Annotated in this window: 26 protein-coding genes; 11 read left to right on the top strand and 15 right to left on the bottom strand. The window is 68.2% G+C overall.

Translation table 11 applies throughout. The annotated features are described in order from the left end of the window. Positions 1-24: 24 nt before the first annotated feature. Positions 25-723, bottom strand: a complete 699-nt coding sequence (locus tag ACGFZQ_RS39315; protein ID WP_393844430.1) for an aquaporin — start codon at positions 721-723, stop codon at positions 25-27. A gap of 235 nt (positions 724-958) precedes the next feature. Between ACGFZQ_RS39315 and ACGFZQ_RS39310 the strand changes: the two genes are divergently transcribed. Next, a complete protein-coding gene (locus tag ACGFZQ_RS39310) occupies positions 959-1,213 on the top strand; it encodes a hypothetical protein (RefSeq protein WP_393844429.1) in 255 nt (84 codons plus the stop codon). 552 nt (positions 1,214-1,765) lie between these two features. Here ACGFZQ_RS39310 and ACGFZQ_RS39305 read toward each other — a convergent pair. The 4 genes from ACGFZQ_RS39305 to ACGFZQ_RS39290 all read right to left on the bottom strand — a co-directional run bounded on the left by ACGFZQ_RS39305 (position 1,766) and on the right by ACGFZQ_RS39290 (position 5,918). Next, the gene (locus tag ACGFZQ_RS39305; protein WP_393844428.1) at positions 1,766-2,119 is read right to left on the bottom strand and encodes a hypothetical protein; all 354 of its coding nucleotides are present in this window, start codon (positions 2,117-2,119) and stop codon (positions 1,766-1,768) included. A 427-nt stretch (positions 2,120-2,546) separates the two neighbouring features. Further along, entirely contained in the window at positions 2,547-2,705 is a 159-nt protein-coding gene (locus tag ACGFZQ_RS39300) for a hypothetical protein (RefSeq protein WP_393844427.1), read from the bottom strand. A 239-nt stretch (positions 2,706-2,944) separates the two neighbouring features. Continuing rightward, a complete protein-coding gene (locus ACGFZQ_RS39295; protein WP_393844426.1) occupies positions 2,945-4,009 on the bottom strand; it encodes a DUF6292 family protein in 1,065 nt (354 codons plus the stop codon). A gap of 1,216 nt (positions 4,010-5,225) precedes the next feature. After that, positions 5,226-5,918: a transposase family protein gene (locus tag ACGFZQ_RS39290; RefSeq protein ID WP_393844425.1), complete on the bottom strand. Its 693-nt coding sequence runs from the start codon at positions 5,916-5,918 to the stop codon at positions 5,226-5,228. 26 nt (positions 5,919-5,944) lie between these two features. Here ACGFZQ_RS39290 and ACGFZQ_RS39285 point away from each other — a divergent pair, with 26 nt between their 5' ends. After that, positions 5,945-6,142: a transposase gene (locus tag ACGFZQ_RS39285; protein WP_393844424.1), complete on the top strand. Its 198-nt coding sequence runs from the start codon at positions 5,945-5,947 to the stop codon at positions 6,140-6,142. 58 nt (positions 6,143-6,200) lie between these two features. On the opposite strand, the gene ACGFZQ_RS39280 is transcribed toward ACGFZQ_RS39285, so the two are convergent. Next, on the bottom strand, positions 6,201-6,650 hold the full coding sequence (locus ACGFZQ_RS39280) for a transposase family protein (protein ID WP_393844423.1): 450 nt from the start codon (positions 6,648-6,650) through the stop codon (positions 6,201-6,203). A gap of 26 nt (positions 6,651-6,676) precedes the next feature. Here ACGFZQ_RS39280 and ACGFZQ_RS39275 point away from each other — a divergent pair, with 26 nt between their 5' ends. The 4 genes from ACGFZQ_RS39275 to ACGFZQ_RS39260 all read left to right on the top strand — a co-directional run bounded on the left by ACGFZQ_RS39275 (position 6,677) and on the right by ACGFZQ_RS39260 (position 10,575). After that, a complete protein-coding gene (locus ACGFZQ_RS39275; protein ID WP_393844422.1) occupies positions 6,677-7,036 on the top strand; it encodes a hypothetical protein in 360 nt (119 codons plus the stop codon). 296 nt (positions 7,037-7,332) lie between these two features. Beyond that, complete coding sequence (locus ACGFZQ_RS39270; RefSeq protein WP_393844421.1) at positions 7,333-7,557, top strand: hypothetical protein; 225 nt, start codon at positions 7,333-7,335, stop codon at positions 7,555-7,557. Between the two features lie 16 nt (positions 7,558-7,573). Further along, positions 7,574-9,886 carry a molybdopterin-dependent oxidoreductase gene (locus ACGFZQ_RS39265; RefSeq protein WP_393844420.1) on the top strand — a complete coding sequence of 771 codons (2,313 nt, stop codon included), beginning with the start codon at positions 7,574-7,576 and terminating at the stop codon, positions 9,884-9,886. A gap of 137 nt (positions 9,887-10,023) precedes the next feature. Continuing rightward, on the top strand, positions 10,024-10,575 hold the full coding sequence (locus ACGFZQ_RS39260) for an EF-hand domain-containing protein (protein WP_351747889.1): 552 nt from the start codon (positions 10,024-10,026) through the stop codon (positions 10,573-10,575). Positions 10,576-10,758: 183 nt separating this feature from the next. Here ACGFZQ_RS39260 and ACGFZQ_RS39255 read toward each other — a convergent pair whose 3' ends face one another. Continuing rightward, a complete protein-coding gene (locus ACGFZQ_RS39255; protein ID WP_393844444.1) occupies positions 10,759-10,908 on the bottom strand; it encodes a hypothetical protein in 150 nt (49 codons plus the stop codon). Here ACGFZQ_RS39255 and ACGFZQ_RS39250 point away from each other — a divergent pair. After that, a complete protein-coding gene (locus ACGFZQ_RS39250) occupies positions 10,843-11,136 on the top strand; it encodes a YrhB domain-containing protein (RefSeq protein ID WP_393844442.1) in 294 nt (97 codons plus the stop codon). The two genes, ACGFZQ_RS39255 and ACGFZQ_RS39250, sit on opposite strands and share 66 nt — an antisense overlap. 337 nt (positions 11,137-11,473) lie before the next feature. Next, positions 11,474-12,139 carry a phosphate signaling complex protein PhoU gene (gene phoU / locus ACGFZQ_RS39245; protein ID WP_393844419.1) on the top strand — a complete coding sequence of 222 codons (666 nt, stop codon included), beginning with the start codon at positions 11,474-11,476 and terminating at the stop codon, positions 12,137-12,139. A 226-nt stretch (positions 12,140-12,365) separates the two neighbouring features. On the opposite strand, the gene ACGFZQ_RS39240 is transcribed toward phoU, so the two are convergent. Further along, positions 12,366-12,884 (bottom strand): NUDIX domain-containing protein, encoded by a 519-nt coding sequence (locus tag ACGFZQ_RS39240; RefSeq protein ID WP_393844418.1) that lies wholly within the window; start codon positions 12,882-12,884, stop codon positions 12,366-12,368. Positions 12,885-13,032: 148 nt separating this feature from the next. Between ACGFZQ_RS39240 and ACGFZQ_RS39235 the strand changes: the two genes are divergently transcribed. Then, positions 13,033-13,722 carry an HAD family hydrolase gene (locus tag ACGFZQ_RS39235; protein WP_393844417.1) on the top strand — a complete coding sequence of 230 codons (690 nt, stop codon included), beginning with the start codon at positions 13,033-13,035 and terminating at the stop codon, positions 13,720-13,722. 88 nt (positions 13,723-13,810) lie between these two features. Here the strand turns inward: ACGFZQ_RS39235 and ACGFZQ_RS39230 are convergent, their stop codons facing one another. The 4 genes from ACGFZQ_RS39230 to ACGFZQ_RS39215 form a co-directional block, all read right to left on the bottom strand. Beyond that, entirely contained in the window at positions 13,811-14,938 is a 1,128-nt protein-coding gene (locus ACGFZQ_RS39230; protein WP_393844416.1) for a tyrosine-type recombinase/integrase, read from the bottom strand. Next, positions 14,893-16,110: a hypothetical protein gene (locus ACGFZQ_RS39225; RefSeq protein WP_393844415.1), complete on the bottom strand. Its 1,218-nt coding sequence runs from the start codon at positions 16,108-16,110 to the stop codon at positions 14,893-14,895. Before ACGFZQ_RS39225 ends, ACGFZQ_RS39230 begins: the two co-directional genes overlap by 46 nt. Then, positions 16,107-16,931 carry a tyrosine-type recombinase/integrase gene (locus ACGFZQ_RS39220; RefSeq protein WP_393844414.1) on the bottom strand — a complete coding sequence of 275 codons (825 nt, stop codon included), beginning with the start codon at positions 16,929-16,931 and terminating at the stop codon, positions 16,107-16,109. The genes ACGFZQ_RS39225 and ACGFZQ_RS39220 overlap by 4 nt, the downstream gene beginning before the upstream one ends. A gap of 157 nt (positions 16,932-17,088) precedes the next feature. Beyond that, on the bottom strand, positions 17,089-17,736 hold the full coding sequence (locus ACGFZQ_RS39215) for a transposase (protein ID WP_393844413.1): 648 nt from the start codon (positions 17,734-17,736) through the stop codon (positions 17,089-17,091). A 659-nt stretch (positions 17,737-18,395) separates the two neighbouring features. Here ACGFZQ_RS39215 and ACGFZQ_RS39210 point away from each other — a divergent pair. Next, positions 18,396-19,679: a HEAT repeat domain-containing protein gene (locus ACGFZQ_RS39210; RefSeq protein WP_393844412.1), complete on the top strand. Its 1,284-nt coding sequence runs from the start codon at positions 18,396-18,398 to the stop codon at positions 19,677-19,679. 234 nt (positions 19,680-19,913) lie between these two features. Here ACGFZQ_RS39210 and ACGFZQ_RS39205 read toward each other — a convergent pair whose 3' ends face one another. Further along, a complete protein-coding gene (locus tag ACGFZQ_RS39205; RefSeq protein ID WP_393844411.1) occupies positions 19,914-20,633 on the bottom strand; it encodes a TetR/AcrR family transcriptional regulator in 720 nt (239 codons plus the stop codon). Positions 20,634-20,747: 114 nt separating this feature from the next. Here ACGFZQ_RS39205 and ACGFZQ_RS39200 point away from each other — a divergent pair, with 114 nt between their 5' ends. Continuing rightward, the gene (locus ACGFZQ_RS39200) at positions 20,748-21,449 is read left to right on the top strand and encodes an NAD(P)-dependent oxidoreductase (protein WP_393844410.1); all 702 of its coding nucleotides are present in this window, start codon (positions 20,748-20,750) and stop codon (positions 21,447-21,449) included. Between the two features lie 274 nt (positions 21,450-21,723). Here the strand turns inward: ACGFZQ_RS39200 and ACGFZQ_RS39195 are convergent, their stop codons facing one another. Beyond that, the gene (locus ACGFZQ_RS39195) at positions 21,724-22,062 is read right to left on the bottom strand and encodes a hypothetical protein (RefSeq protein ID WP_393844409.1); all 339 of its coding nucleotides are present in this window, start codon (positions 22,060-22,062) and stop codon (positions 21,724-21,726) included. Between the two features lie 100 nt (positions 22,063-22,162). After that, complete coding sequence (locus tag ACGFZQ_RS39190; protein ID WP_393844408.1) at positions 22,163-22,456, bottom strand: hypothetical protein; 294 nt, start codon at positions 22,454-22,456, stop codon at positions 22,163-22,165. Positions 22,457-22,599 lie beyond the last annotated feature (143 nt).

The following is a 22,599-nucleotide window of genomic DNA, read 5'->3' as shown; positions in this document are numbered from 1 at the left end:
AGGGGGAAAGAGGGGCGTCCTCGGTCACTTGTCGCCGGGGTTGAGCGCCAGGAACGCCAGCCCCGCCGCGATGCCGGCGGCCAGTTGGACGACGAGATAGACCCAGATCGTCGACCAGCCGAACAGCCCTGCTGTGGCGCCGCCCAGCGCGACCGCCGGGTTGAACACACCGCCGGAGATGCCGCCGACGGCGAAGGCGCCGGCCGCCACGGTGAACCCGATCGCGAGCCCGTAGAACCCGTTGCCGGGCTGGTCCTTGCTGGTGGCCACGTTCAGCACGACGTAGCACAGCGCGAAGGTGACCAGCAGCTCGACCACGGCGGCGGCCGCCTCGGTGTGCCCGGACAGCGTCAGGGTCCGGACCGTCGCGGGGTTGACCACGGCGCGGGCGATGATCCCGGCGACGACGCCGGCGACCACCTGCGCGACCACGTACGCGGCCGCGTCCCGGGCTCCGATCCGGCGGCGGACCAGCGCCGCCACCGTCACCGCCGGGTTGTAATGGCCGCCGGAGATGTGCCCGCCGGCGTAGACCATGACCATCAGGGTGGCGCCCGCCGCCAGCGGCACGAATGTGCTGCCGCTCAAGGCGGCCACCGCGACCGCGAACGTCAGGAAGAACGCGCCGATGAACTCGGTGACGTATTTCCGCGCCGCCACCCGGTACTGCGGGAGAGGAACCGCATAGATGGGCGCTACCTCTCGCGTGGTTGCTCCTGCCATGGTGTGCTCCGTTTCCTGCTGTTCGGCTGGGCATCGTCGGCCGCACCCGTTCCGGTTCGGCCTGACCGACGCACTCAGCCTCCCGTCCACCCTGGTGAACGGGCATCACATGGTTCTGGTGGTTTTCGGGCCGGACGTGCGGTCCGCGAGCCGAGCCGCCCACCGGCGAAAGCGACGACGAATGCCCTGACGCCGGGGCGGACGGCCGACCGGCCCTTGGTGAGGCGCGTGTCACGTGAAGTCGGTGAAGCCGGAGCGCGCCTTCACGGGCGAACTGCCGGACTACGACAGCCGGGGCGCCCTGCACCACACCGAACCGTCGGCCCGCCACGGCGTGAAGGGCGTCGGCCTCATCGGCTACGGGGACAAGCCGAGCGCGGGGGCCGTCGTCGTACGCGGGGAAGTCGGCCTCATGCCCGCCGCCCCGAGGCACAGAAGGCGCGGCTGTCCGAGAGCGTTGTGCCTCTGGTCGCCAGGCATCCGCAGGTGAAGGACGACGGCGAGGAGCGAGCGGGTCTTCGGGGCTGCCCGCTTCCTGACGCCGGAATTCCATCGGCCGTCGCAGCATCGGTCCCGTCACGGCAAACTCACCGGTCTCAGTTCCGTGAACGACGGCGAGAGCCGGCCGGACCCGACCACGTCGCACGCGGCATCGCTGCCACACCTTCGTTGGGTGCCGGAACCGACCGGCACGGACCAGGTCCTGGACATCCGGCCGACCGTGGACGACGCGGTCGCCCCTTGAAGCGGGGCCCCGGCCGGGAGGAGACCGTAGGCTGAGAGAGCTGTAGGTTCCCATGCCATGGCATCAGCCATCGCCTTGACCAGCCCTTCTGTGGATGTCTCACCGGGGGGCGCGGTGGTCCTGTCTCAGGACCTTGGCATTTCCTCACTGGGTTTGTGACTGCCGTCGTCGTGCGTGCGACGGATGAAGACGTACCTCGGTGGTCGTGGGCTTCGTCGTCATACGGGGTGTCCCTTTCGGTGCCTTCGGTTGGGGCCCGGGACGGCCGCTTGCCACATCGGCCGCCCCGGGAAGCGGTCAGAACGGGAGCGGCTCCAGCACGCTGGACGCCTGGACGGTTTCAGCACCGTCCGGGCTGAAGTGCAGCGTCTGGAAGGTGGTGGTGACGCCGTTGTCGTGCTCTGTGCGGATGCGCAGTGTCGCTTCACCGAACTTCAGGGCGAGGGCTGCCCTGTCGACGATGCGCTCCAGGGGGTTGCCGTAGTGGCCCGTTCCGATGACTCCGTGTCCGCGGTAGGTCACGTCGGCGATCGCCCACATGTTGTTGGTCCGGTACTCGAAGCGGATGTCGAGGTGGACGGTGCCGATTCCGCCTTCCGTGATCGCGGCGAGGACCGGCAGGAGGGCGGGAGTGAAGCGACGCACCACCATCGAATGTCTCCAGGGGGTAGTTGGGAGGCTCGCCAGCCCTGACCAGCAAGACAAATATACAGCACTTGCATCACGGCTGGCGAGAGGCGGAGTACCGGCGCGCCGTGCGGTATTCGACCGGCTGCATCGGCGACCGCTCGAATACCCGCGCACGTCACAACGGGGTCAGGCGGAGCGGGAGAGCGTGCCGGGCTGTTGCACCGGGACTTCGCCCTGCCATGCCGGCCCTGTAGTGGCTGAGCCGTCAGGAATGGGGCCAGCGGGGCTGGCCGTCTGTTGCTCGGGGAGCGGCGTTCCGTAGACGCGGTGCAGATGGGCACGTACGGGCTGCTCCCAGTAGCGGCCGAGGAGGGACTGGACAGCGGGGGCAGCCGCGGCGCCGGGGCCGTACGGATGGCCCGGGCGCCCGGCGGCGTGCCGCGTGCGGTCAGTCGCGCTCCAGCTCCGGGGCGGCGGGCTCTCCCTCGGTGCGGACGGCGGGATACAGCGGGAGGGCGGCGGCGCGCGGCCGGTCCATGCCGCGGCCGGGGTCGGCGACGGTCTCAGCGAAGGGATGGCGGGCGGCGTTCTTCATCGTCTCCAGCACGGAGGTCTCCCTGGGGATGCGTGTCTTCGGGGGTGGGCTCTGCCACGAAACCCACAAGAGAAAGATACCTCACTAAAGCCATGCGGTGGGATGGAACTCGCGCGGTCCTCCGCCGTGTTGCCCGTATCTGTGGCACCGGTCGACGGCGCCTGCGGTGTCGGGCCCGGATGCACGAAGCGGCCCGGACACCGAGATGGTGTCCGGGCCCCCGCCGGTCTGCTGTCCCAACGAATGCGGGTTCAGCCTTGCTGTGTGCCTCCGGCCAGGTGGTCGGTCACGGGCCGCTTGGAACCGCGCCGGCGGTCGGCGAGCGCCGTCATCAGCTCCGCAGGCTCGGGCAGCCGGTGCTCGCTGAGGTAGCGGATGCCCTCGCCCTCCGGCGGGATGCCGGTCTCCTTGCCGATCGGGTGTCGCCTGCTGGTGGCGGTCCGCCAGCCGTAGCGCTCGTCCCACACGAGGGCGGGCGCGGCTGATCCGGTCAGCGTCACGGCCGCGGCGAGGACGTCGCCGTCCAGGCGCTGGACTCGTACGTCCTGCGTCTTGGCCAGGCCTGCGCCGACGAGGAGGTCGGCGATGCGTTGCAGGTACGGCTGGACTTGCCGGGAGCGCAGGTCGGTGGCGGCGCTGGCTAGTGCGGTGCGCTGTACCGCGGTCGGGTAGCCGAGGCGGCCGGCGGCGGCCTCGGGTGTCAGGCCCGGCTCATTCTGCAGGAGGTCCGCGATGCGTTCGCCGCGCAGGAGGGGAAGGGCGCGCGCGGCCGCGGCGTAGGACAGGCCGACGCGCTCCTGGACCGTCGCGAGAGTGACCGCGGGGTCCTCGTCGAGCAGCTCGCCGACGCGGGCGGAGATCTCGTCGCGGGGGACCATGTCCCCGCTGCCCTTGGGCCGTCCCTTGGGCGCCGCGTCCGCCCCGGAGGCCTTGCCCGTGCGGAAGGCCTGCACGATGCCTCGCGGGCAGTGCTCCACGTCCTTGACCTTGATCAGGTGGGGGGCGATCTGGGGATGTGTCTTGTAGTCGTCCCACGTCTTGGGGCTGATCCCCAGCTCCGCGGCGGCTTCGTTGCGGTCGAGGAGGTCCTGCTCGTCGTCGTCCTTCGGCAGCTCGGGGACGGGGAGGCCCGCCAGATACGCGGCAGTCTGCTCGCTGTCCCACAGCTTCACCCGCGCCCCGTCGGAGCTGATCAGTTTCGGGAAGTCCTTGCCGGCGTAGGGCTTGCTGTTACGGAAGGTGCCGATCGTCACGCCCATGGCAGCGGCGAGCTCCTGGCTGGTCTGTGCGTAGCTCCGGCGTCCGGCGCGGATCATCGGTCTCTCCTGGTCGGGTGTGCAGGGCGCCGGCGTCTGCGTTGCGGGCGAAGGTGTTCGGTGGCGGCGGCGCCGCGGTCGTGGTCCGGCGGGTGCCGGTGCGCGGGCACGGCACTTGTGCAGCGCTTCGAGCGGCACCGCCGCGGCCGAGAGCCGATCGCGCCGCACCTCGAGGTCGGTGCGGGGCTGACGGTCAGGCTGCCGCCCGGACTTTGGCGGCCGCGCAGGTGGGCGCGGCCGGACGGCGAAGACGCCCCGGGAGGGCGGCCCGCGATCGTGTGCGGTGCTGCAGCTGCATCGGGGAACTCCTTGACGGCGGTGGGGACTTCGGTCCGAGCGCCTTGCCACAAGGCGCCCAACGAAAAAAAGTTACCGGACTTACGTCACCGCAGGCAAGGAGGCGTCGCGCACGTCTGTCGCACCGCTACACTCGGAGGACGGCGCAGCCCGTGCGGGTCCCTTCCGGTCCTGAGCGGTGTGTGTCTTCGGTTGGCCGGTGCCCTTGCCACCCGCTTCGGCGGATTGGGCGCCGGCCGCTTTCTTTTCGGCCGCGGCCGGCGCGCCGCCCGATACGTAGGTGCCCCGCCGACGGGGGAACGAGGGGGCACGATCAGTGTCCCAGGTCGAACACCGTCCAGGGCGGCTTTCACCACGCCGGATCTGTCCGATGGCCGAGTCGGTGCGCTCGCTCAGCCGTCCTGTTGGTGGCCGAGGATGCCGGCGAGCCAGGCACGCTGATGCTGCTCCTCGGCCATGACCTGGGCCAGGACTTCCCGGTCGACGTACTCGTCGACGGCCTCCATCACCAGCCTCTTGAGTTCGGCCGGTTCCAGTGCCTCAACTTCCCACTGGACGGGGCGGTCGAGGTCGAAGCCGTAGCGTCGGGCCCAGGCGGGCCAGCGCGGGTCGTCCTTCTTGCCTTCAGCGGGCGGGAGCTGGTTGGTACTCGCGGACCTGTCCGTCCGTCAGCAGTACCCGTTCCACGCGCTCCCAGCAGTCGGTGCGCTCCACCCAGTCGCGCTCGATGTCGGAGCCGCTCTCGTCGAAGTCCCCGATGTTTCTCCGGGGCTCTGAGGGCGTACGGTTCGAGTTCGCGCAGCTCAGAAGCGGTCGTGACGACCGTAGCCGGTGCAACACATGTTGTGCACGGACTCGGGGTCAGGATTCACTCGGCAGGGGGCTCGCCATGCCAGATACCGCCAGCCAGTGAGGTTTTTCAGCACTGCCGCTCCAGAGTGAGGACGGCAGCGGAGATTGACGACATTCGATTCGGGCTGCAGCAGGATCGGCGGAAGATCCGCCAGGGCTTCAGGCATGCGATGCCGCGCTCGACCGGTGCCCGTGCCGCGGACAGCGCGCGGTTGACGGTTTGCTGGGTTGGCGTGAGTTCGCGGCCCGGCGGGCGTCTGAGCGGTGTTATCACCCACGGGCCGGCTCCCATGTAGGCACGGTCGGCGAGGATGGGGACGCCCTGGCGTTCGCAGATCCGGATGATCCGGTGGGAGCGGGCCGCGGTGAGATCGTGTGCGCGGCCGGGCAGCGTCGGCGATATCCGCAGTAGCCGCCCGGCCGGGTCGGTCACCACCTGCACGTTTACTCCGTGACGTCGGTGCTTGCGGGAGAAGTCGGCCCGGCTGTCGCCGACCCGGTCGCACTCCGCCAAGGTGCCGTCGAGCAGGACGTAGTCCGGGTCCGCCTCGCGCAGTGCGCGCAGCAGACCGGGTGCGCGGTCGGCGAGCAGATCGACGACGGCTGTCGTGTAGGCGTGGGCGGTACCCACGGAGATGCCGAACCCGGCAGCAAGCTGGGCGAGGGTGTCGTGCCGGCGCAGGTACACCAGGCCGACCAGGGCACGCTGGTGCGGTGGGAGCTTGCAGCGGCGGTCACCCCCGCGGGTGACGATGAGCATGGTGACCCCTTACCGAGCTGAACCCGGTGGAACTGCTGTGGTCCTCGCTCAAGAAGCGTGAACTCGCCAACCTCGCCGGCGACCACCTCGCCGATGTCGCCGACGCCACCGAGCAAGGCATCCACCGCATCAACGCCAACCCCCGACTGCCATGGTCATTCCTCGCCCATACCGGCCTGACCCTCCACCCACCACACCCACCGAACTTACGAAAAGATCAGTAAAGCGTGTTGCACAAGGCTGAGTGAGGGCAGGCCGGAGCGGGTTGGCGGGGCTGTCTGGTCATGACGGAAGGGCGAGGTTGCGCATGTGGGCGACAGCCTGGACCACGCGGTGGAGGCCGTCACCACGCTGGCGGCAGTCGCGGAGGATCTTGTAGTTCTTCATCCGGCCGATGACATGTTCCACCCGGGCACGGACCTTGTGGTGGTCGGCGTTGTCGTCCTCCTCGGCCTGGAGCAGGGCCCGTCCCGGGCGTTTGCGGTGCGGCACCGCCATCCCGCAATTGAGATAGGCACCGTCGCCCAGCACGGTCACAACCTCGCAGTGCCGGCTCAGCCAGGCGTGGGCGTCCGCGGTCGTCCCCGGCACCGGCCGTGCGGCCGCGATCTCCAGCCGGGTGTCGGCGTCCACGACGACCTGCACGTTCGCCGAGAACCGGTAGTTACGCGAGGAGGCCGCCACGAAGCTCCTCCAGCGCGCGGACACCGCCCCCCGGAAACGAGCCTTCATGGATCGGCTACCACACACCGGCCAGGATGAGCGCCGACGCCGTCGAGATCCACCGCGACCTGAACCTGCCCGCCGCCGCACTGCGCTGGAACGCGCAGGCCACGCCCATGTCCGCGAGCGACTACACCCGGTCCGTCGGCCTGCGCATGACCGTCCTGGCCACCGCACACCTCCAGCGCGGCGACCTCGACCGGGCCCTCGCCGGCGGACAACGCGCCGTCGTCATCCTCGGCAACGTGCGCTCCGCCCGCGCCACCGACTACCTCACCAGCGTCGTAAGGGCCATGGCGCCCCTGGCACAGAGACCCGCGAGTCGCCGGCCTCTCCCACCGCGCCGGCCAAGCCATCGCCGTCAGCACAACCAAGCGCCTCTGACGGTGCCCTGAGAGTTGCTGGCAGCGGCCCCGCAGCCGCCCGAACGTGCCCGGCCGGGACTTCACCACGGTGTTCGGCGTGGTCCGCGACGCGGGGATCTCCTTCAACCGGATAGCGAAGGCGTGCATAGCCAAGGCCGAGCGGGTCAGCCAGATCGCACGGGGCGCCACAGCCGTCACCGCGCTCACGATTGCCGAGCGAATCGCCGGTGGACTGCGGCATTCCCGGTGCCCTGGTGGGGCTTGCTGCGCAACCCTGGGAGGACACCGCCGTTCTCAGCAGGGAGCCCGCCCATGGAGAAGATCCTATGAAGCACCGCAACCTGCTGCGCGGTGTGCTGGCTGCCGGCCTCACCGCTCAGGCCCTCGCCGCTCCCCGGACCGACACCAACCAGACCCTCTCCCCCAACGGCTCGCAGGACCTGGCCGACCTGGTCACGGATTTCATGACCCTGCGCCCGCTGCTCACCGCCCCGCAGCCCGCCCCGTCCGGGACCGGTTGTGCCGGACGGACGGGCAGATGGCCGGGATGACGAATGGAGTTGATGCATGGTGGAACGACGCATGCCGGTTGCGACGCACTGGGGCAGTTTTATCGCGGTGGTCGATTCCGGTCGGTTGGTGCGAATTGAGCCGAGGGGCGATGACCCCGCGCCGTCGCCTATCGGCCCCGGAATGGTGACAGCCGCCGACGACAGCGCTCGCGTGTTGCGCCCCGCAGTGCGCAAGGGCTGGCTGAACGGCCTGCCGCGCGCCCACGACACGGCCAGAGGCGCGGACGCCTTCGTGGAGGTGAGCTGGGACGACGCGATCACGCTGGTGAGCGATGAACTCCGTCGAGTACGTTCACAGCACGGAGACAGCGCGGTGTTCGGCGGATCCTATGGATGGGCGAGTGCGGGCGGATTCCACAATGCGCAGGGTCAACTCCACCGGTTCCTGGCGTTAGGCGGGGGATACACCGACTCGCGCAACACGTACAGCACCGCGGCGTTGGAGGTCATCCTCCCCCATGTGATCGGCGGCCATCCGTGGAGCTACCAGTCCCGGATGCCGATGTGGGACGAGATCGCCGAGCACTGTGAGCTTGTGGTGGCGTTTGGAGGGCTGGCCCTCAAGAACAGCCAGATCAACCCTGGTGGGCTTGCCAGGCACCAGACGCAGGTCCTGCAGCGCCAGTGCCGTGAGGCCGGGGTGCGGTTCGTGAACATCAGCCCCATCCGCAGCGACACCGCCGGCTTCCTCGACGCCGAGTGGCTGCCCGTCATCCCGAACACCGACACCGCCGCAATGCTCGGCATCGCACACACGATGCTGGTCAACGGGTGGCACGACGAGCACTTCCTTCGCCGGTGCTGCGTCGGCTTCGACCGCTTCGCCTCCTACCTGGTCGGCGAGCACGATGGTGTCCCGAAGGATGCTGCCTGGGCAGCGGAGATCACGGGCATCAGCCGCGAGGCGATCACCGACCTCGCTCGCCGCCTGACCACCCAGCGTTCTCTCATCATGGTCAACTACGCCGTGCAGCGGGCAGACCACGGCGAACAACCGATCTGGATGTCTGTCGTGCTGGCCGCCATGGCGGGCTCGATGGGTCGGCCTGGCTGCGGGTGGGGCGCAGGTTACGCAACGATGGACGCGACAGGCGTTGCCAGAGGCCGCCCTTTCGTGGCGACGGTGCCGGAGGTTTCCAACCCCGTTCCGGATTTCATCCCTGTCGCAAGGATCGCCGACACCTTGCTGCATCCGGGTAAGACCATCGACTATGACGGCCGGCGCCTCACGTTGCCCGAGCTTCGCCTGATCTACTGGTGCGGAGGGAACCCGTTCCACCACCATCAAGACCTGCATCGGCTGACCCGCGCCTGGCAGACCCCTGACACGGTGGTGGTTCACGACGCCTGGTGGAACACCACGGCCAAGTTCGCGGACATCGTCCTTCCCGTCGCCACCAGCTTGGAGCGCGACGACTTCGCCGCCGGATTCTCGGACCCCCACATCGTCGCGATGCCGAAAGTCCGCGAGCCGGCGGGCGAGTCGCGCACCGACCACCAGATCTTCACCGCCTTGGCCTCCCGGCTCGGATACGAGCAGGAGTTCACGGAATCGCGCTCCGAGATCGAATGGGTCCGACACCTTTACGAGCAGACGAGGGCCAAACTCGGCGACGATGCCACCTTGCCGGACTTCGACGACTTCTGGCGAAGCTCCACCGCCGAGCTGCCGGCGTCGACCGGACCGTTTCCCGGCAGCTTCGAGGCGCTTCGCTCAGATCCGCAGCGTTTCCCCCTGCCTACGCCGTCGGGCCGGATCGAGATCTTCTCCGAGGAGATCGACTCGTTCGGCTACGACGACTGCACCGGGCATCCGACGTGGTTTGAACCGGTGGAGTGGCTTCATGCCGATCTGTCGGACCGATTCCCGCTGCATTTGATCTCGAATCAGCCCGCCTCACGCCTGCACAGCCAGTACGACAACGGTGGCCACAGCCTCAATTCAAAGATCCGTGGCCGTGAGCCCGTGACGATCAATCCGTTGGACGCCGCGTCGCGCGGCATCGAGAACGGCATGATCGTACGCATCTACAACGACCGAGGGAGCTGTCTCGCGGGCGCAGTCCTATCGGATGATGTCACGCCTGGCGTCGTACAACTGTCCACGGGGGCGTGGTGGGATCCGGTCCAGCCGGGCCTGAGCGGAACATTGGACCGCCACAGCAATCCGAACGTCCTCACGGCGGATCGGCCGTGCTCGCGCCTGTCCCAAGGACCGAGTGCTCTCAGTGCGCTGGTCGACGTCGAGGTCTACGCCGATCCTCCTCCCGATGTGCTCGCCTTTACACCACCAAACCTCGAACATTGACACGAAAGCCTCCTGCCTCTTCGGGCACGTTTCCGTGTACACCATCGTCAAGCGCGTAGCAGGCTGGCCCTGGCCGCCGACAGGCTCTCCACTTGCCCGTTTGCGCTTGCGTAATGGCATGAATACTGTGCGCAGTCGTGACTGCACTTCAAGACCTCAAGTACGGCCAGTGGTTCAGGGGCGCCGACGTCGACGGCGACGGGTTCATCACCCAGCGGGACGTCCGAATGATGAGCGAGCGTTACATCGCCGCCCGCGGCACCGCGCCGGACTCCGCCACCGCCCGCCTGCTCACCGAGGGGATGGACGGGTTCTGGACGAACGTGATCGCCCCGATGGATCAGGACGGTGACGGGAAGGTCGACCTGCGGGAGATGACCGAAGGGTTCAGGCGGGTCCTGACCGACCCCTCCCTGTACCCGGAACAGATCGAGCCGGTGACCAACTGCTTCTTCGACCTCGTCGATCTCAACGAAGACGGCAAGATCGACCAGGCAGAGTTCCAGCAGATGTTCGACTCGGTCGCTGGCGTTCCCGGCGAGGACTGCGCCGCGGTCTTCGCCGCTTTGGACCGGGACGGCTCCGGTGCGCTGGACCGCGCCGAATTCCACCAGGCGGTCACGGAGTTCTTCTACGGCAACGACCCGAACGCTCCCGCCAACCACCTGTTCGGCAGGGTCGCCGGCTGACGGCCCCTCCTCCTCGCGGAGCTCGTGGCCTTCGGCGCAGAGCTGTTTGACGGCGGCGTCGATGTGTTTTGGCTTTGTAGGCGAAGACCTGGTTCTGGCTCAACTTCTGTGAGGCGGTCACCGTAAGTCATCGTCTCTGCCTCAGCGCTCGGAGAACCAGCAGCACCTGTTGGCGCCGTTCGCCTACGTCCACTGTGGCCTGCCCAGCCGTGGAGCGAGCAGGGAAACCTGGTGGTAGCTGCCGCGGTTCAGATTGTTGAGGAAGAGCTGGAACGCGGCTGCCAGCGGGAGCTGTCGGTTGGGCTTGAGCCGATGCGCATGGCTGTGTCGCATGTAGAGCAGCACGAGTTCGTATGGATTGTCTCCTGGACGTCTGAAGAGTATCTGCGCACCCGGAATCCAGACTTCATGCTGGCCGGGAATTCTGTGGAATCAAGATTGTCAAGGTTGCCTGGTGCCAGTCGGCGGAAGGCGCTACGGCAGCGGACGCCGTGTTCGTGGTTCGGAGACGTACGATCCCGGGCGTACACAGGACTACGAATGCCCCGTCCAGCACTCTGAAACTTTGATCACCGAGGCCGCGATCACCCTGATGACCCGCTATCGGCAAAACCCGGGCCTCCAGGCCTTTGCCGCGTGAGGTAGCCGCTCGCGTGGAAGGTGAGCCCGGCCCGCGCGTGGCCGGCCGGGCTCATCGGCGAAGGCCTGGGCCACATCACTAGCTGTGACCTCCGCATTTCGAGCCTACGCGCGCCCTGGCCTGCCACGACCACTCCGGCCACCGGCGCGCCGCCCGGAGCCCGGAGGCCTCCGGCGTGACGCTGATGTCCCTGCTCAGGACGGGTGTGGGATTCTGGCAGAGACGCGAACGGGGCATACAAAGAGGAGTGGGGCTCGTATGCGCGAGGCGTACCACGAAGAGCTGGCCTCGATCGGCGAGGCCCTGGTGGACATGGCGAACCGGGTCGGTTCAGCCCTGGGCCGGGCCACCAGTGCACTTCTGGATGCCGATCTCCAGCTCGCGGAAAGCGTGTTCTCCGCCCACGCCAGGGTCGATGACCTGCAACGCGATCTGGACGACCGGGCGATCGCGGTGCTGGCGCGCCAGCAGCCGGTCGCCACCGATCTGCGGGTGGTGGTCACGTCGCTGCGCATGAGCGCGGACCTGGAACGCTGCTCGGTCCTGGCCCAGCATGTCGCCAAACTGGCCCGGCTGCGATACCCGGGGCAGGCCGTGCCGCAGGACCTGCGCCGCACCGTCCTGGAGATGAGCCAGCTCGCCCAGCGTCTGATGGCCCAGGCCGCCGACGTCCTGATCACCCGCGACCTGGACGCCGCGGTCCAGATGGAGCAGGACGACGACCGGATCGACGAACTGCACCGCTCGATATTCCAGCACCTCATGGACGACCGCTGGCACCACGGAGTGGAGACCGCCGTCGACGTCACCCTGCTCGGCCGCTACTACGAACGCTTCGCCGACCATGCCGTCTCCGTCGCCCGCCGCGTGGTCTTCCTGGTCACCGGCGAGCACGCCGACGAACTGGCAGCGACACATCCATGACCACACGCGCGGCTGATTCCCGACTGCGTTCGGCAACCGTGCGCAGACCGTCAAGCGCCAGCCGAACCGGAACGCAGGGCCTTCCCCCCAGACGGGGGCAAACCCCGCTGCGCCTCTGCCGCCGGCGGGAAGCTCCCCGCTGCACCCATAGCCACCTACAGAGCGGGACCGAAAGTGGCAGATTGATCCATGTCCGCCTTCGCGGTTTATGGGCCACGGAGGCCGTTCAGCCGGTTGCCGCCGACTCCGATACGGGGTGACTGTGCTTGGACTGCGGAGAGACGACGAACTGAGCGGCGGGCTCATCGGCTACAGCAGCGGCGATGCGAGCGATCATGTCGTCTGTCATGGGAGGCAAGTCGTCCAGAGGGAACCAGCGGGTGGCGGTGTTCTCGCCGTCGGCTGGAAACGGGTCACCTGACTGCCAGCTGAGCCGGAACACCAAGTCGAGGTACTGCGTGTGGTCTCCGTTGTCATAGACCACCGGATCGGTGACGTTCACCATCGCCAGCCGCTCAGGAACCGCCTCGACGCCGGTCTCCTCCAGTACTTCCCGGACCGCGGCGTCCGCTGGCTGCTCTCCAGGATCGATGATGCCAGTCACTGCGGTCCACTCGCCGCTGTCCGCGCGTTGCGCCAGCAGGACACGTCCTTCCCTGAGGACCACCGCGGTCACTCCTGACAGCCACAGTGGGTCGTTCCCGATCTTCTCTCGCAGCGCGAGGATGAAATCTGGTGTCGCCATCAAGCCAGGATAGGAAGCCCTTGCTCACACGTAATCACCAGGTTCCTAAAACCTACTCGGTCTCAGGAGGTTGACGGGTTGCTGGGGTCGCAGATCTTGGTCGTCTTGGGCTTGCGGCTGGCTCGTCGGCGCCGCCAGGATCGGCTGCATGATCAAAGGTGTGATGTTCGACTTCTCCGGGACTCTCTTCCGGATCGAATCGGCCGCGCAGTGGCTGCGGTCGGTGACAACGAAGGCCGGTCTGAACGTGCCCCAGGGTGAACTCGACGCGTGCGTCAGCCGGCTGGAAGAGTTCGGGGCTCAGCCCGGAGGGGTTCCTCCGCGCACAGTGCCGCCCCATCTGGAGGCACTGTGGCGGGAGCGCGATCTGACCGCCGAACGACACCGGGCTGCCTTCACAGCCCTTGCCCGAGAGGCGAAGCTGCCTGCGGCCGACCTGGCCGAGGCCCTGTACCAACGTTCCCAAGTGTCCGAGGCATGGCTGCCTTATCCCGATACCGAGGAAACCCTCCGCGCTCTGCGCAGGCGAGGCATCCCGGTCGCTGTCGTCAGCAACATCGGCTGGGACATGCGCCCTGTCTTCCGCGACCACGGTGTCGATGACCTCGTGGACGCCTACTTCCTCTCCTTCGAACGCGGGGTGAAGAAGCCCGACCCCCGGATCTTCCAGATGGCGTGCGACAAGCTCGCAGTGGCGCCCGGCGATGCACTCATGGTGGGAGACGAGCCTGTTACGGACAGCGGCGCTGCCATGCTGGGGTGCCGGGTCCACCTAGTCGATCCCTTGCCCGTTGACCGGCGTCCCAGCGCGCTGACCGAGGTACTCCAACTCCTCTGACTCGGTTGGACCGGGGCGACTTTCGGCGCGATGTTGAGAGCCCGGCGCGAGGGCCGCTGCGAGTGAGGCCCGGCGACGAAAGAGCTTCTCACCCGTCTTCGGTGGTGCCGCCTCTGACCGAGATGATCGGCAGCAACGGGCGTGGGGTGGAGCCGGATGGTGTGGGGACGTTCGCGAGGCGCTCCAGTAGCCGGTCAAGAGCGACGCGGCCGTCATCGACTGCTGCCAGTTCTTCGTCGGTCAGCGGGATCGTGGCCCGCATGCGCTGGAGATTGTTCTTTGCCTCCAGGAGCTGTGCCTTGCTGGACTCCTTGGGCATGTAGAAGTCGCAGCGGGCGCAGGCCATGCGGTGTGGGCACTGCTCGAAGAACGTGTACGTGCAGTAGCCGTGGCCCAGGTCGTAGTGCTGCCACGGTTCCCCGGCCGCGGCCGCGCCGGAGGTGACGGCGTCGCGGTCGACGAGGACCTCAATGGTGCGTACGTTGCGTGCGAAGTACCCGGCGTCCTCGTACGCCTTGGTCAGCGTGTTGGGGCTGATCTTCGCGTAGTGCTGGGTGGATTCCGGAGAGCGGTGCCCGAGCCACGCCTGCAGCTCGAACAAAGTCATCGGCTCCTTCGCGTTGTACAGCTGGCTGGCGATGGTGGAGCGGGCCCGGTGGCTGGTTATGTTGCCGCGGACGTCGGCGGCAGGGACGCCGGCCTTGCGGCAGAGCATGGGGATGATGCTGCTGTTGATGTAGCCGCTGGATACGGGGCGGGCGCGGTGGGAGAACAGGAAGTCGACCTGTTCTCCGGTGCGTTTGTCGCTTCGCTTCGGCTGCTGGGGTCGGAGTGATTCCCAGGAGTTGATGGCCTGTCCGAGCAGCGGGTCGACCGGTTTGGTGAACGCCGTGCCGGTCTTGTGCGCGGGCACGTCCAGCAGGCAGACGGCGTCCCGGGCGAGGATGCTCTCGGAGTCGCCGGCGACGGGATTGCCGTCGTGCTGCCAGCGGATGCAGCCCAGGCGCAGCCGGGCGATCTCGTTGCTGCGCTGCCCGGCGAACAGCCAGGTCAGTGTGACGGCTCTGACGAGTTCCAGGGGGTAGGTGGGTCCGGCTTTGCCGCGGGGGATGTCGGCCGATTCCAGGTTGAGTCCGGCCCACAGCAGCTTGGCCCAGACCTCGTCAGCGATCACCCGTGGGTGCGGGCCGAGCAGGGCGGTGATGCTGCGCGGCACCGACAGAGCACGGAGTGGTCGAATCCCGGGCGCAGCCACTCCCAGTCCGGGAGATCGCGGAAGAAGACCCGCACCGAGCGGATCAGGCCGGCCTTCGAGGCGGCCTGCAGCGGCTGGCCGAGGCGTTCTGCGAAGCTGCTGGTGCGCACGACGTGGTCGCCGATCTCCATGCGGTCGACGGCCGCGATCCAGGCCGTGCACGTCTGCCGGGTCCATGCGGCGGGATCGGCGGCTTGCGGCTGCTGTGCGGCGATCCACCGTCCGGTCTTCAGCAGCGCGGCCCGGACGTGGAGGCGGGAGCGGTGGGTCATGGTCGTCGTGGCGTTCCACCGCTCCGCCCAGGCGGCCCATACCGGTGGCACCCCGGTCTGGCTGACCACATCAGCGCCGCAGACCGTGGCGGGCGGGTCGCAGAAACCGAGGGCTGCCACGGCCCGTTGCACCGCGTGGAGGACCCTCATACCCCCATCGGTCAGAAGCTCCTCGCGCCGGACGGGGTCGAAGAACGGCGTGGTGAGGTCACCGGTGTGCGGGCTGCGGCTGAGGAGGAAGAGCTGGCTCACCACCGAGGGCACGCCTTTGTCCTCTTCCTTGCCGTATTGATAGCCCCAGCCGGTCAGCACGGTACGAACGCGCGCGATCTCCTCTTCGACCAGCCGGCGCCCGAAGTCGCGGCAGGCCAGCGACAACCGGTCGAAGTGCCCCAGATACCGGAAACCGGCGTAGGCGCCCAGGTGGTAGGCGTGGCCGCAGAGGAAGGGCCTTACGTACCCCTCCGCCCAGGCCGGCACCTGCTCCTGGTAGGCCCTGTGGTTGCGGCCGAGGAAGTCCAGCCAATCCTGCTCGCTCCAGCCCCAGAAGGTCCGGCCCACGTCCGCAGACCTCAGCAACAGCACGGCGGCCGCGTCGTGCATGGCCCGCCGCGTGTGCATGTTGGGCGGCGTGTCGAAGCTGGCGTTGACATCCTGCAGCGGACGCAGGAGCCGCCCGATCTCGGCCCACTGCGGAGCATCCGGGTCGTGATGGCGCAGCCGGCGCAGGTTCCGCACGCCCAGCTCGCGAATGGCATCCTGCTCCGCCGTCGAGAGCACGGGCGAGCGGTCGTAGCGACGCAGGTCGATTGGACTCCGCCAGCGTTCGGCGGCACCCGCAGCCATGGGAGCGGTCGTCATGAGCACACGCCTCCCGCCGTGTCGTTCTGCGTGCCCGCGGCGGCGAGCATCCGTACCCGCCAGGCGTGGATGTGCTCCCTTCCGCTCTTCAGCTTCTCGGCGAGGTCCCGGCCGGAGAGGTGGATGTACCGCAAGGTCGTGTCGGTGTGGCGGTGCCCGGCGAACGACGCGATGGCGTGCACCTCCCAGCCCATCCGTGCCAGATCGGTCAGGCACAGATGCCGGGTGGTGTGGGTGGAAAACCGTTCGACACCGGCCGTCAACGCGAGACGGCGCACCACCTTCGACCACGTCCACAGGCTCAGCGGCTGACCGTGGTTGCGCCGCGACTCCGACAAGAACAGCGGCCCCCGGGCCCGGCTGATCGCCGCGCGCCGGGCGAGGTAGTCGGCCAGCAGCACACCCGTCGGCGCGGAGTACGGCACCACGCGCTCCAGCCGGTTCTTCGTCATCTCCGCCCGCACCCGTACCGTCCGGTGCGCCGGATCCAGATCACTGGTGGGCAGCGAGCACAGCTCCTCACGCCGCAGCGCCGCATCGTAGGCGAGAGCCAGCATCACCCGGTTCCGCACCGGCTCACGCCGCGCGACCTCCAGCAGGTCCAGCCACTGCTGCTCCGTCGGGATCCAGGGCAGTTTGGAAAACCGTGGCACCAGCCCCCGCTGGCCGTTCGCGCGCCGGCCAGGTGTGTACCGCCCACGGCCCACGGGATTCGACTCGCGCAGCCCTTCCTCGACAAGGAAGTCGTAGAACAGGCGCACCGGCACCAGACGCTGCTCGATCGTCGCGTTCGCCAGCCCCACCCCCGACTCGATGGACACGACGTTCGCCCCACGGCGATGCGGCCGACACGTCAACTCGCGGACGAACACACCCACATGCGATCGACCCGCCGACAGCGGATCGACCGCCTCACGCTCACACACCGCCAGGTACTCCGCCAGCCCGCGCGCGTAGGCGTCCAGGCAGCAGCTTCCCTCACCGAGCGAGGAGAACTCCCTTACGCAGGAGCGAGAAGCCGGCGCGGGCAAACATCTGGCGCTTGAGCATCTTGATCCGGTTGACGTGCCCTTCCACGACGCCCGAGTTCCAGGGCAGGGTCAAGCCGGTGATGACGGCGTCGCGGTCACGGTCGATGCCTGCGGCGAGGGTGTGGAGGCTGGGGAGGTCGTCCTGCCGGACGGCGTCGAGCCAGTCGGGCAGGCGCTCGCCTTGGCGCTCTGTGAGCATGGTCGCGAAGAAGCGGACGTGCCCGGTGAGGGCGTCGAGTTCGGAGTAGTGCGTCCGAACGGCCTTGAGCTGGAGTTGCTCGGTCTCGGTGAGGGTGTCCGGACGGCGGAGGATCCATCCGGCGACGCTCCGAGGCGAAGGCGGCCTGGCGGTCACTGGCTGCGGTGACGTGCGCTTGTCGTGCAGGAAGGCGCGAACGCGCTGGTAGCTGCCTTTGTAGCCAAGTGGCACGATCTCCTCCCGCAACTTCCAGACGTTGGTGCAGCCCTCGCTCCAGCGGTCGTCCAGGTAGGGCTCGTAGCCGTCGAGGACGGAGGGCCGGTTCTGCCACTGCCCGGTGAACAGTTCCTCCAGCGTTGCGGCGTCGGCGAACTGCTTGACGGTGCGGTAGGTCATCCCGAGCTACCGCTGGACCGAGCGCCGGCTGTGTCCCGCCGTCGGCAGTGCGTGGACGGCTGCATGCCGGGCCCGGGTTCGATCGGCGAATCGGTGCCCGCGCGGCCAAGGACAACCGGACGAGTCCGCGGCCGGAACAGCCTCGGGGCCGGGCTCCGGGACCATGGGGAACGGAACGCGGAGGCAGCGACGGTGCTCGGCGACGCTTCGCTCGGTGGCGTCGCTCAGGTTGTGCCAGAGATGCCACCGGTCCGCGACCTGGAGGGCCTGCACGCACCGGCGGTGGCGCCCTCAGCGAAGAACGTCGGCTCACCCGCTTGAACCGGCCCGCGATCCGGGCCACGGCCTGATCGAACATTGAACGCCAACAGGCGGCGTCTATGCTGTTGTCCGCGGTCACAACACGATCTTCAGGAGTCCACGCAGCCCTTGATGATCACGCGGTGGCCGCTCCAGGTCCAGCGGGTGTGACAGGCTGCTTTGGCCAGTGGTTTCCGCACAGGACGAGGCTCGGGATCGACCGCCGATCGTCAGCGGCCCGACGCCCGGATGCCCCTGGCTCGGCCCCGGGGACGGCGTGACGGACTTGGCCGACGACGTTTCTCCCGGCCTGCGGCTGCTTGTAAGGCCGGTGATCGAGTGCAACAGGGGGGCGGGGCATGGGCGAGGACCCACTCGTTACGGCGGTGCGGAGCGGGGACGAGAACGCGGTCAGACTGCTGCTGGAGGACGGGGCGGATCCCGACGCCGTCGACGAGCAGGGCAGCCCCGCACTCTGCCTGGCCATCTCAGCCTTCAACTCGACGATCGCCGGCTACCTGAGGGAAGGCGGCGCGGATCCGGACCGCCGGCTGTCCGACGGGACCACACCCCGACTGCGGGCCGTCGACAGCGGCTCCATCGGCCTCGCCCACAGCCTGCTCGGTGAAGCGGCCCAGCTCAGTGAGGCCACCCGCGTCGAACTGCTGGCACGCGCCCGGCAGTGGCATGAGATGGGCCCGGTCGCCATGCTGCGGGAACGAGCCAGCGCCTCGGACTCGGTCGAGCGGGTCCGGATCCGGGACAGGGAATGGTTCGCCGACTACCACGAGATCCGGCTCGGCGGAATGATCGTCCGCGACGGCCACACGGGGATCCTCACCCTCCTCGAGAAACACTTCGGACTCCGCCCGGGCATTGACGAGTTGGCCGCCCGCGCATGCGCACTTGAGTACCCCGACTGGGAGCACGCCGCCTGGTGGGAGATCACCAGAACCCTTGCCCAGAGGCAGGACAATGAGACCTGGGAGGCTGCGACGGCACTGCGGGCTCACCCTGCTCCCCTGCACCGCCGCTTCGGCGCGCAGGTCCTGATCTCCCTCAACCTCGGGGATCCCATGTCGGACGCCCCGAGCCCGTTCGAACAGCGCACGCTCGAGTTCCTCCTCGGCTGGGCGGCGGAGGAGGAACACCCGGACGTCCTGGCCGAGACCTTGTCCGGCCTTGGCCAGCATGAAGATCCGAGGATCGAACCACTGGGGCTTTCCTTCCTCGCCCACTCCGCCCCGCAGGTACGTGCGGGGGTTGTCTCGACCCTGAGAATCGTCGACTCGGAAAGGTCCGGGCGGCAGACGTTCACCTCCGAGGGACTGAACGCCCTCCTCGCACTGGCTCAGGACACCGACGCCTCCGTCCGCAAGGTCGCCGCCTACCAGCTCGCGCACAGCCTGAATCCGGAACCTGCCGTCGGGGACATTCTGGCCAGCCTGCTCGACGACGATGACCAGCAGACCCGCATCTGGGCCGTCCATGGGCTGGCCGAGCGGGACGATCCGCGCTGCGTCGACGGCGCCGGCCGGGTGGGGCCCGTCGACGAGTACGAGGCCTGGTCCTGGATCCTTGACGCGCCCGCACGGTACGAGCAGCGCCAGAAGGAACAGGACGCGCCGGCCAGGGCCGAGTAGCGACTACTCGCCCCTACGTCTCACCGCATGCCCGCAGCGGTCACCGTGGACTTCGGCCACAACCACCCCGCCCACCTCGGCCAACCGGTCCAGCACCATCCCCCACGGCATCCGGGGACAGCACGCCCTTCAACGCGGACACAACCCCCTGACCAGAGCATTACCGCAGCCAAACACGACGCTGCCGAGGGTCAAATAGTTCCCCATTGACGGCGGCTTGAGCTCCTCCGGAAGTCAGCTCTGAGGTGGGATGTCCAAGGACCGGATGAGCTGGGCCAGCTCTTCGCGGAAGAGCTTTTCCGGGCTCAGGGCCTGGGTCTGCAGGTGGCCGTAGATCTCCAGTGACACCAGGCCGTGCAGGTGGCTCCAGATACGCAGGGCAAGGGCTACCGCGGCCGGGGGCAGCTCGGGGAAGGCCGGGCGGACCTTGTCCAGCAGGCCGAGGTCGAAGTCGGACCACTCGAAGTCGCTTGCCGAGTAACGGAGTTCGGCGTGCGGCCAGGCCGTGGCAGCGAGTGCGGTGATGCCGGTGCAGACACGGCGGGCGGCTTCCGGAGCGGCGCCGCCCTCGGGCGGCCGGTAGCCGGGGACGGGGTCGCCGTAGATGAGGCGGAAGCCCTCGGGGTTGGCAAGCGCCCAGTTCCTGAAGGCGCGGGCCCATGCCTGGATCCGGGCGGCCGGATCCTGAGCGGGGGCGGCGTCCCAGGCGGCGTCCACGGTGTCGGCCAGCGAGGTGTAGACGTTGTTGATCAGCGTGGTGACCAGGTCGTCGCGGGTGGCGAAGTAGCCGTAGATGGCGTTGGCCGTCATGCCCATCTCGCGCGCGATGGCCCGCAGCGTGATCGCGTCCGGTCCCCCCAAGGCCATCAACTCCAGCGCGACCTTCTTGATCTCTGCGGTCGTCTCGGCCCTCAGTCGCTCGCGGCGCCCCTTGGTGTTTCCCACGCTTTCCATGACCATCCCCTCTACAGCGTCACAATACTACGTGTCGTATCAGTACTTCACGCCGTATAGTTTCTGCGCGCCGTGAAGAAGGGCGGCGGTACGATCAACCACCCAGGGAGAGCCATGCACATCGGAGTCATCGGGGCCACAGGCGGCATCGGCAGTCGCGTCGTCACCGAAGCCCTCGACCGGGGACATCACGTCACGGCGTTCAGCCGTGACGCCACGCGGATCGACGAGGACCGCAAGAACGTCGTCTGGAAGAGCGTCGACGTCCTGGACTCCGACGCCGTCGCCGCCGTCATACCCGGCCTCGACGTACTGATCAGCGGATTCCAGCCCGGAAACGCCACCAAGGACATCGCCGACACCGTGGCCCGCTCGATCGCCGACCCCACGGTGTACGCCACCGCCGCGCAATCACTCCTGAAAGCGCTGGAAAGCCACCCACGGACCCGGCTCATCGTCATCGGCGGTGCCGGCAGCCTGGAGACCGAGCCCGGAGTCGTCCGGGCCGACTCCGACGAACTCCTGCACGAAACCCTCGACAAGATCGGCCTGCCGAGGGAGTACGCCGCCGCGGTGCGCGGCCACCGCGACGCCTTGAACGTCCTGCGCACCTCCAACCGGCTCTGGACCTATTTCAGCCCCGCGGAGGACATCGCACCCGGCGAACGTACGGGCCGGTTCCGAATCGGTGGCGACCAGCCGGTACTCGACGCGGAAGGGCGCAGCCGTATCTCCATGGAGGACTCCGCCGTCGCCCTTGTCGACGAGGCCGAACTGCCGCGCTTCGTCCAACGCCGCTTCACCGTCGGCTACTGACCGACACCGACGGGCCAAGGCCACATCTGCCGGACGGCCCCGAATGTGCGCCGCCGCGCCGACAGGACCGGAGAGCCACGGAAGTTCGTTCGGGACCCCCATGGGGAAGTCCATGGACTTCCCCATGGGGGATATCGTGGCCGCTCGCAGACGCCTAGTACTACGTGACCGTGACCGTCACGACATGCCGACGAACTTTTTCACCCTGTTCACAGCACCCTCGGTGCCGCCGGAGCTCCAGCGCACGGTGAGTCCGGCGGTCACGGCTTCCAAGTCAGTGGCGAGCCCGGCGGGCGAGCATCTGAGTGAAGTCCCGTACGAGGCCGTGCGCTTGATCCAACTCGGGGCGAATATCGAGAAATGGCTTCAGCTGGGCGGTTTCGTCTTCGGCGTACGTGTCCGGGTGACGGGTGATCCAACCGACGACGGCGCGCACGGACGGCGTCGCGGAGGTGGGCTCCGGTGAGTCGGGCTGTTCCAGACGGCTGCAGGCCCAGTCCCGCAGGCTGGTGTAGGGCACCCGGGGCCGACGGGCAGCGAGTTCTTCGCGCAGCTCCTTGATGGTGACCGTGCCGTCGGTCTCGTCGATGCCTCGTCGCAGATAGGGCCTCATCGGGCAAGTTCCGCGCCTTGACCTCCACCGCCGCTGCGCCTACACCCTGCTCGACGGACGACCGGTGACAGCCCTGAACGTGCTCCAGGTCTGGAAACAGTCACAGCGAGAGGCACGCGTCCTTGCACAGCGTCTGTGGATGGCGACATACGCCAGACTCACCTCCGAAGAGTGCGCAGCCTTCAACACCCTGGCCCAGAACGAGCACCCGAATGCCCAACAGCTGCAGGAGAAGTTCACAGTCGTAGGCGAAGCCAACCTCGCCGACTTCGTCGCCGCTCTCAGCCGTCACCCTGTCTACCAAGGGCGTCTCAAGGACGTCCGCTTGAATGACATCGACGTCGCCATCGTCGATCCGGGCGTCCGGTGGACACCCACGGGGCGCTCCAGGCATGGGAGACCCTCAGGCGCTCCGACTCTGCCTCGACGGACTTCTTGGCATACCCCACGCTGACAGCCTCAACAAGCCCTCATGCAGAAGGAAACGCTGACCAGGCAGGAGACACGGTGGCGGACAAGTGCAGCGCCCGCCCCAGC

It is taken from the genome of Streptomyces sp. NPDC048254, assembly GCF_043201895.1.
Lineage (GTDB): Bacteria > Actinomycetota > Actinomycetes > Streptomycetales > Streptomycetaceae > Streptomyces.
The sequence above is the reverse complement of the archived record's forward strand: the minus strand, read 5'-3'. Positions and strand labels throughout refer to the sequence as shown.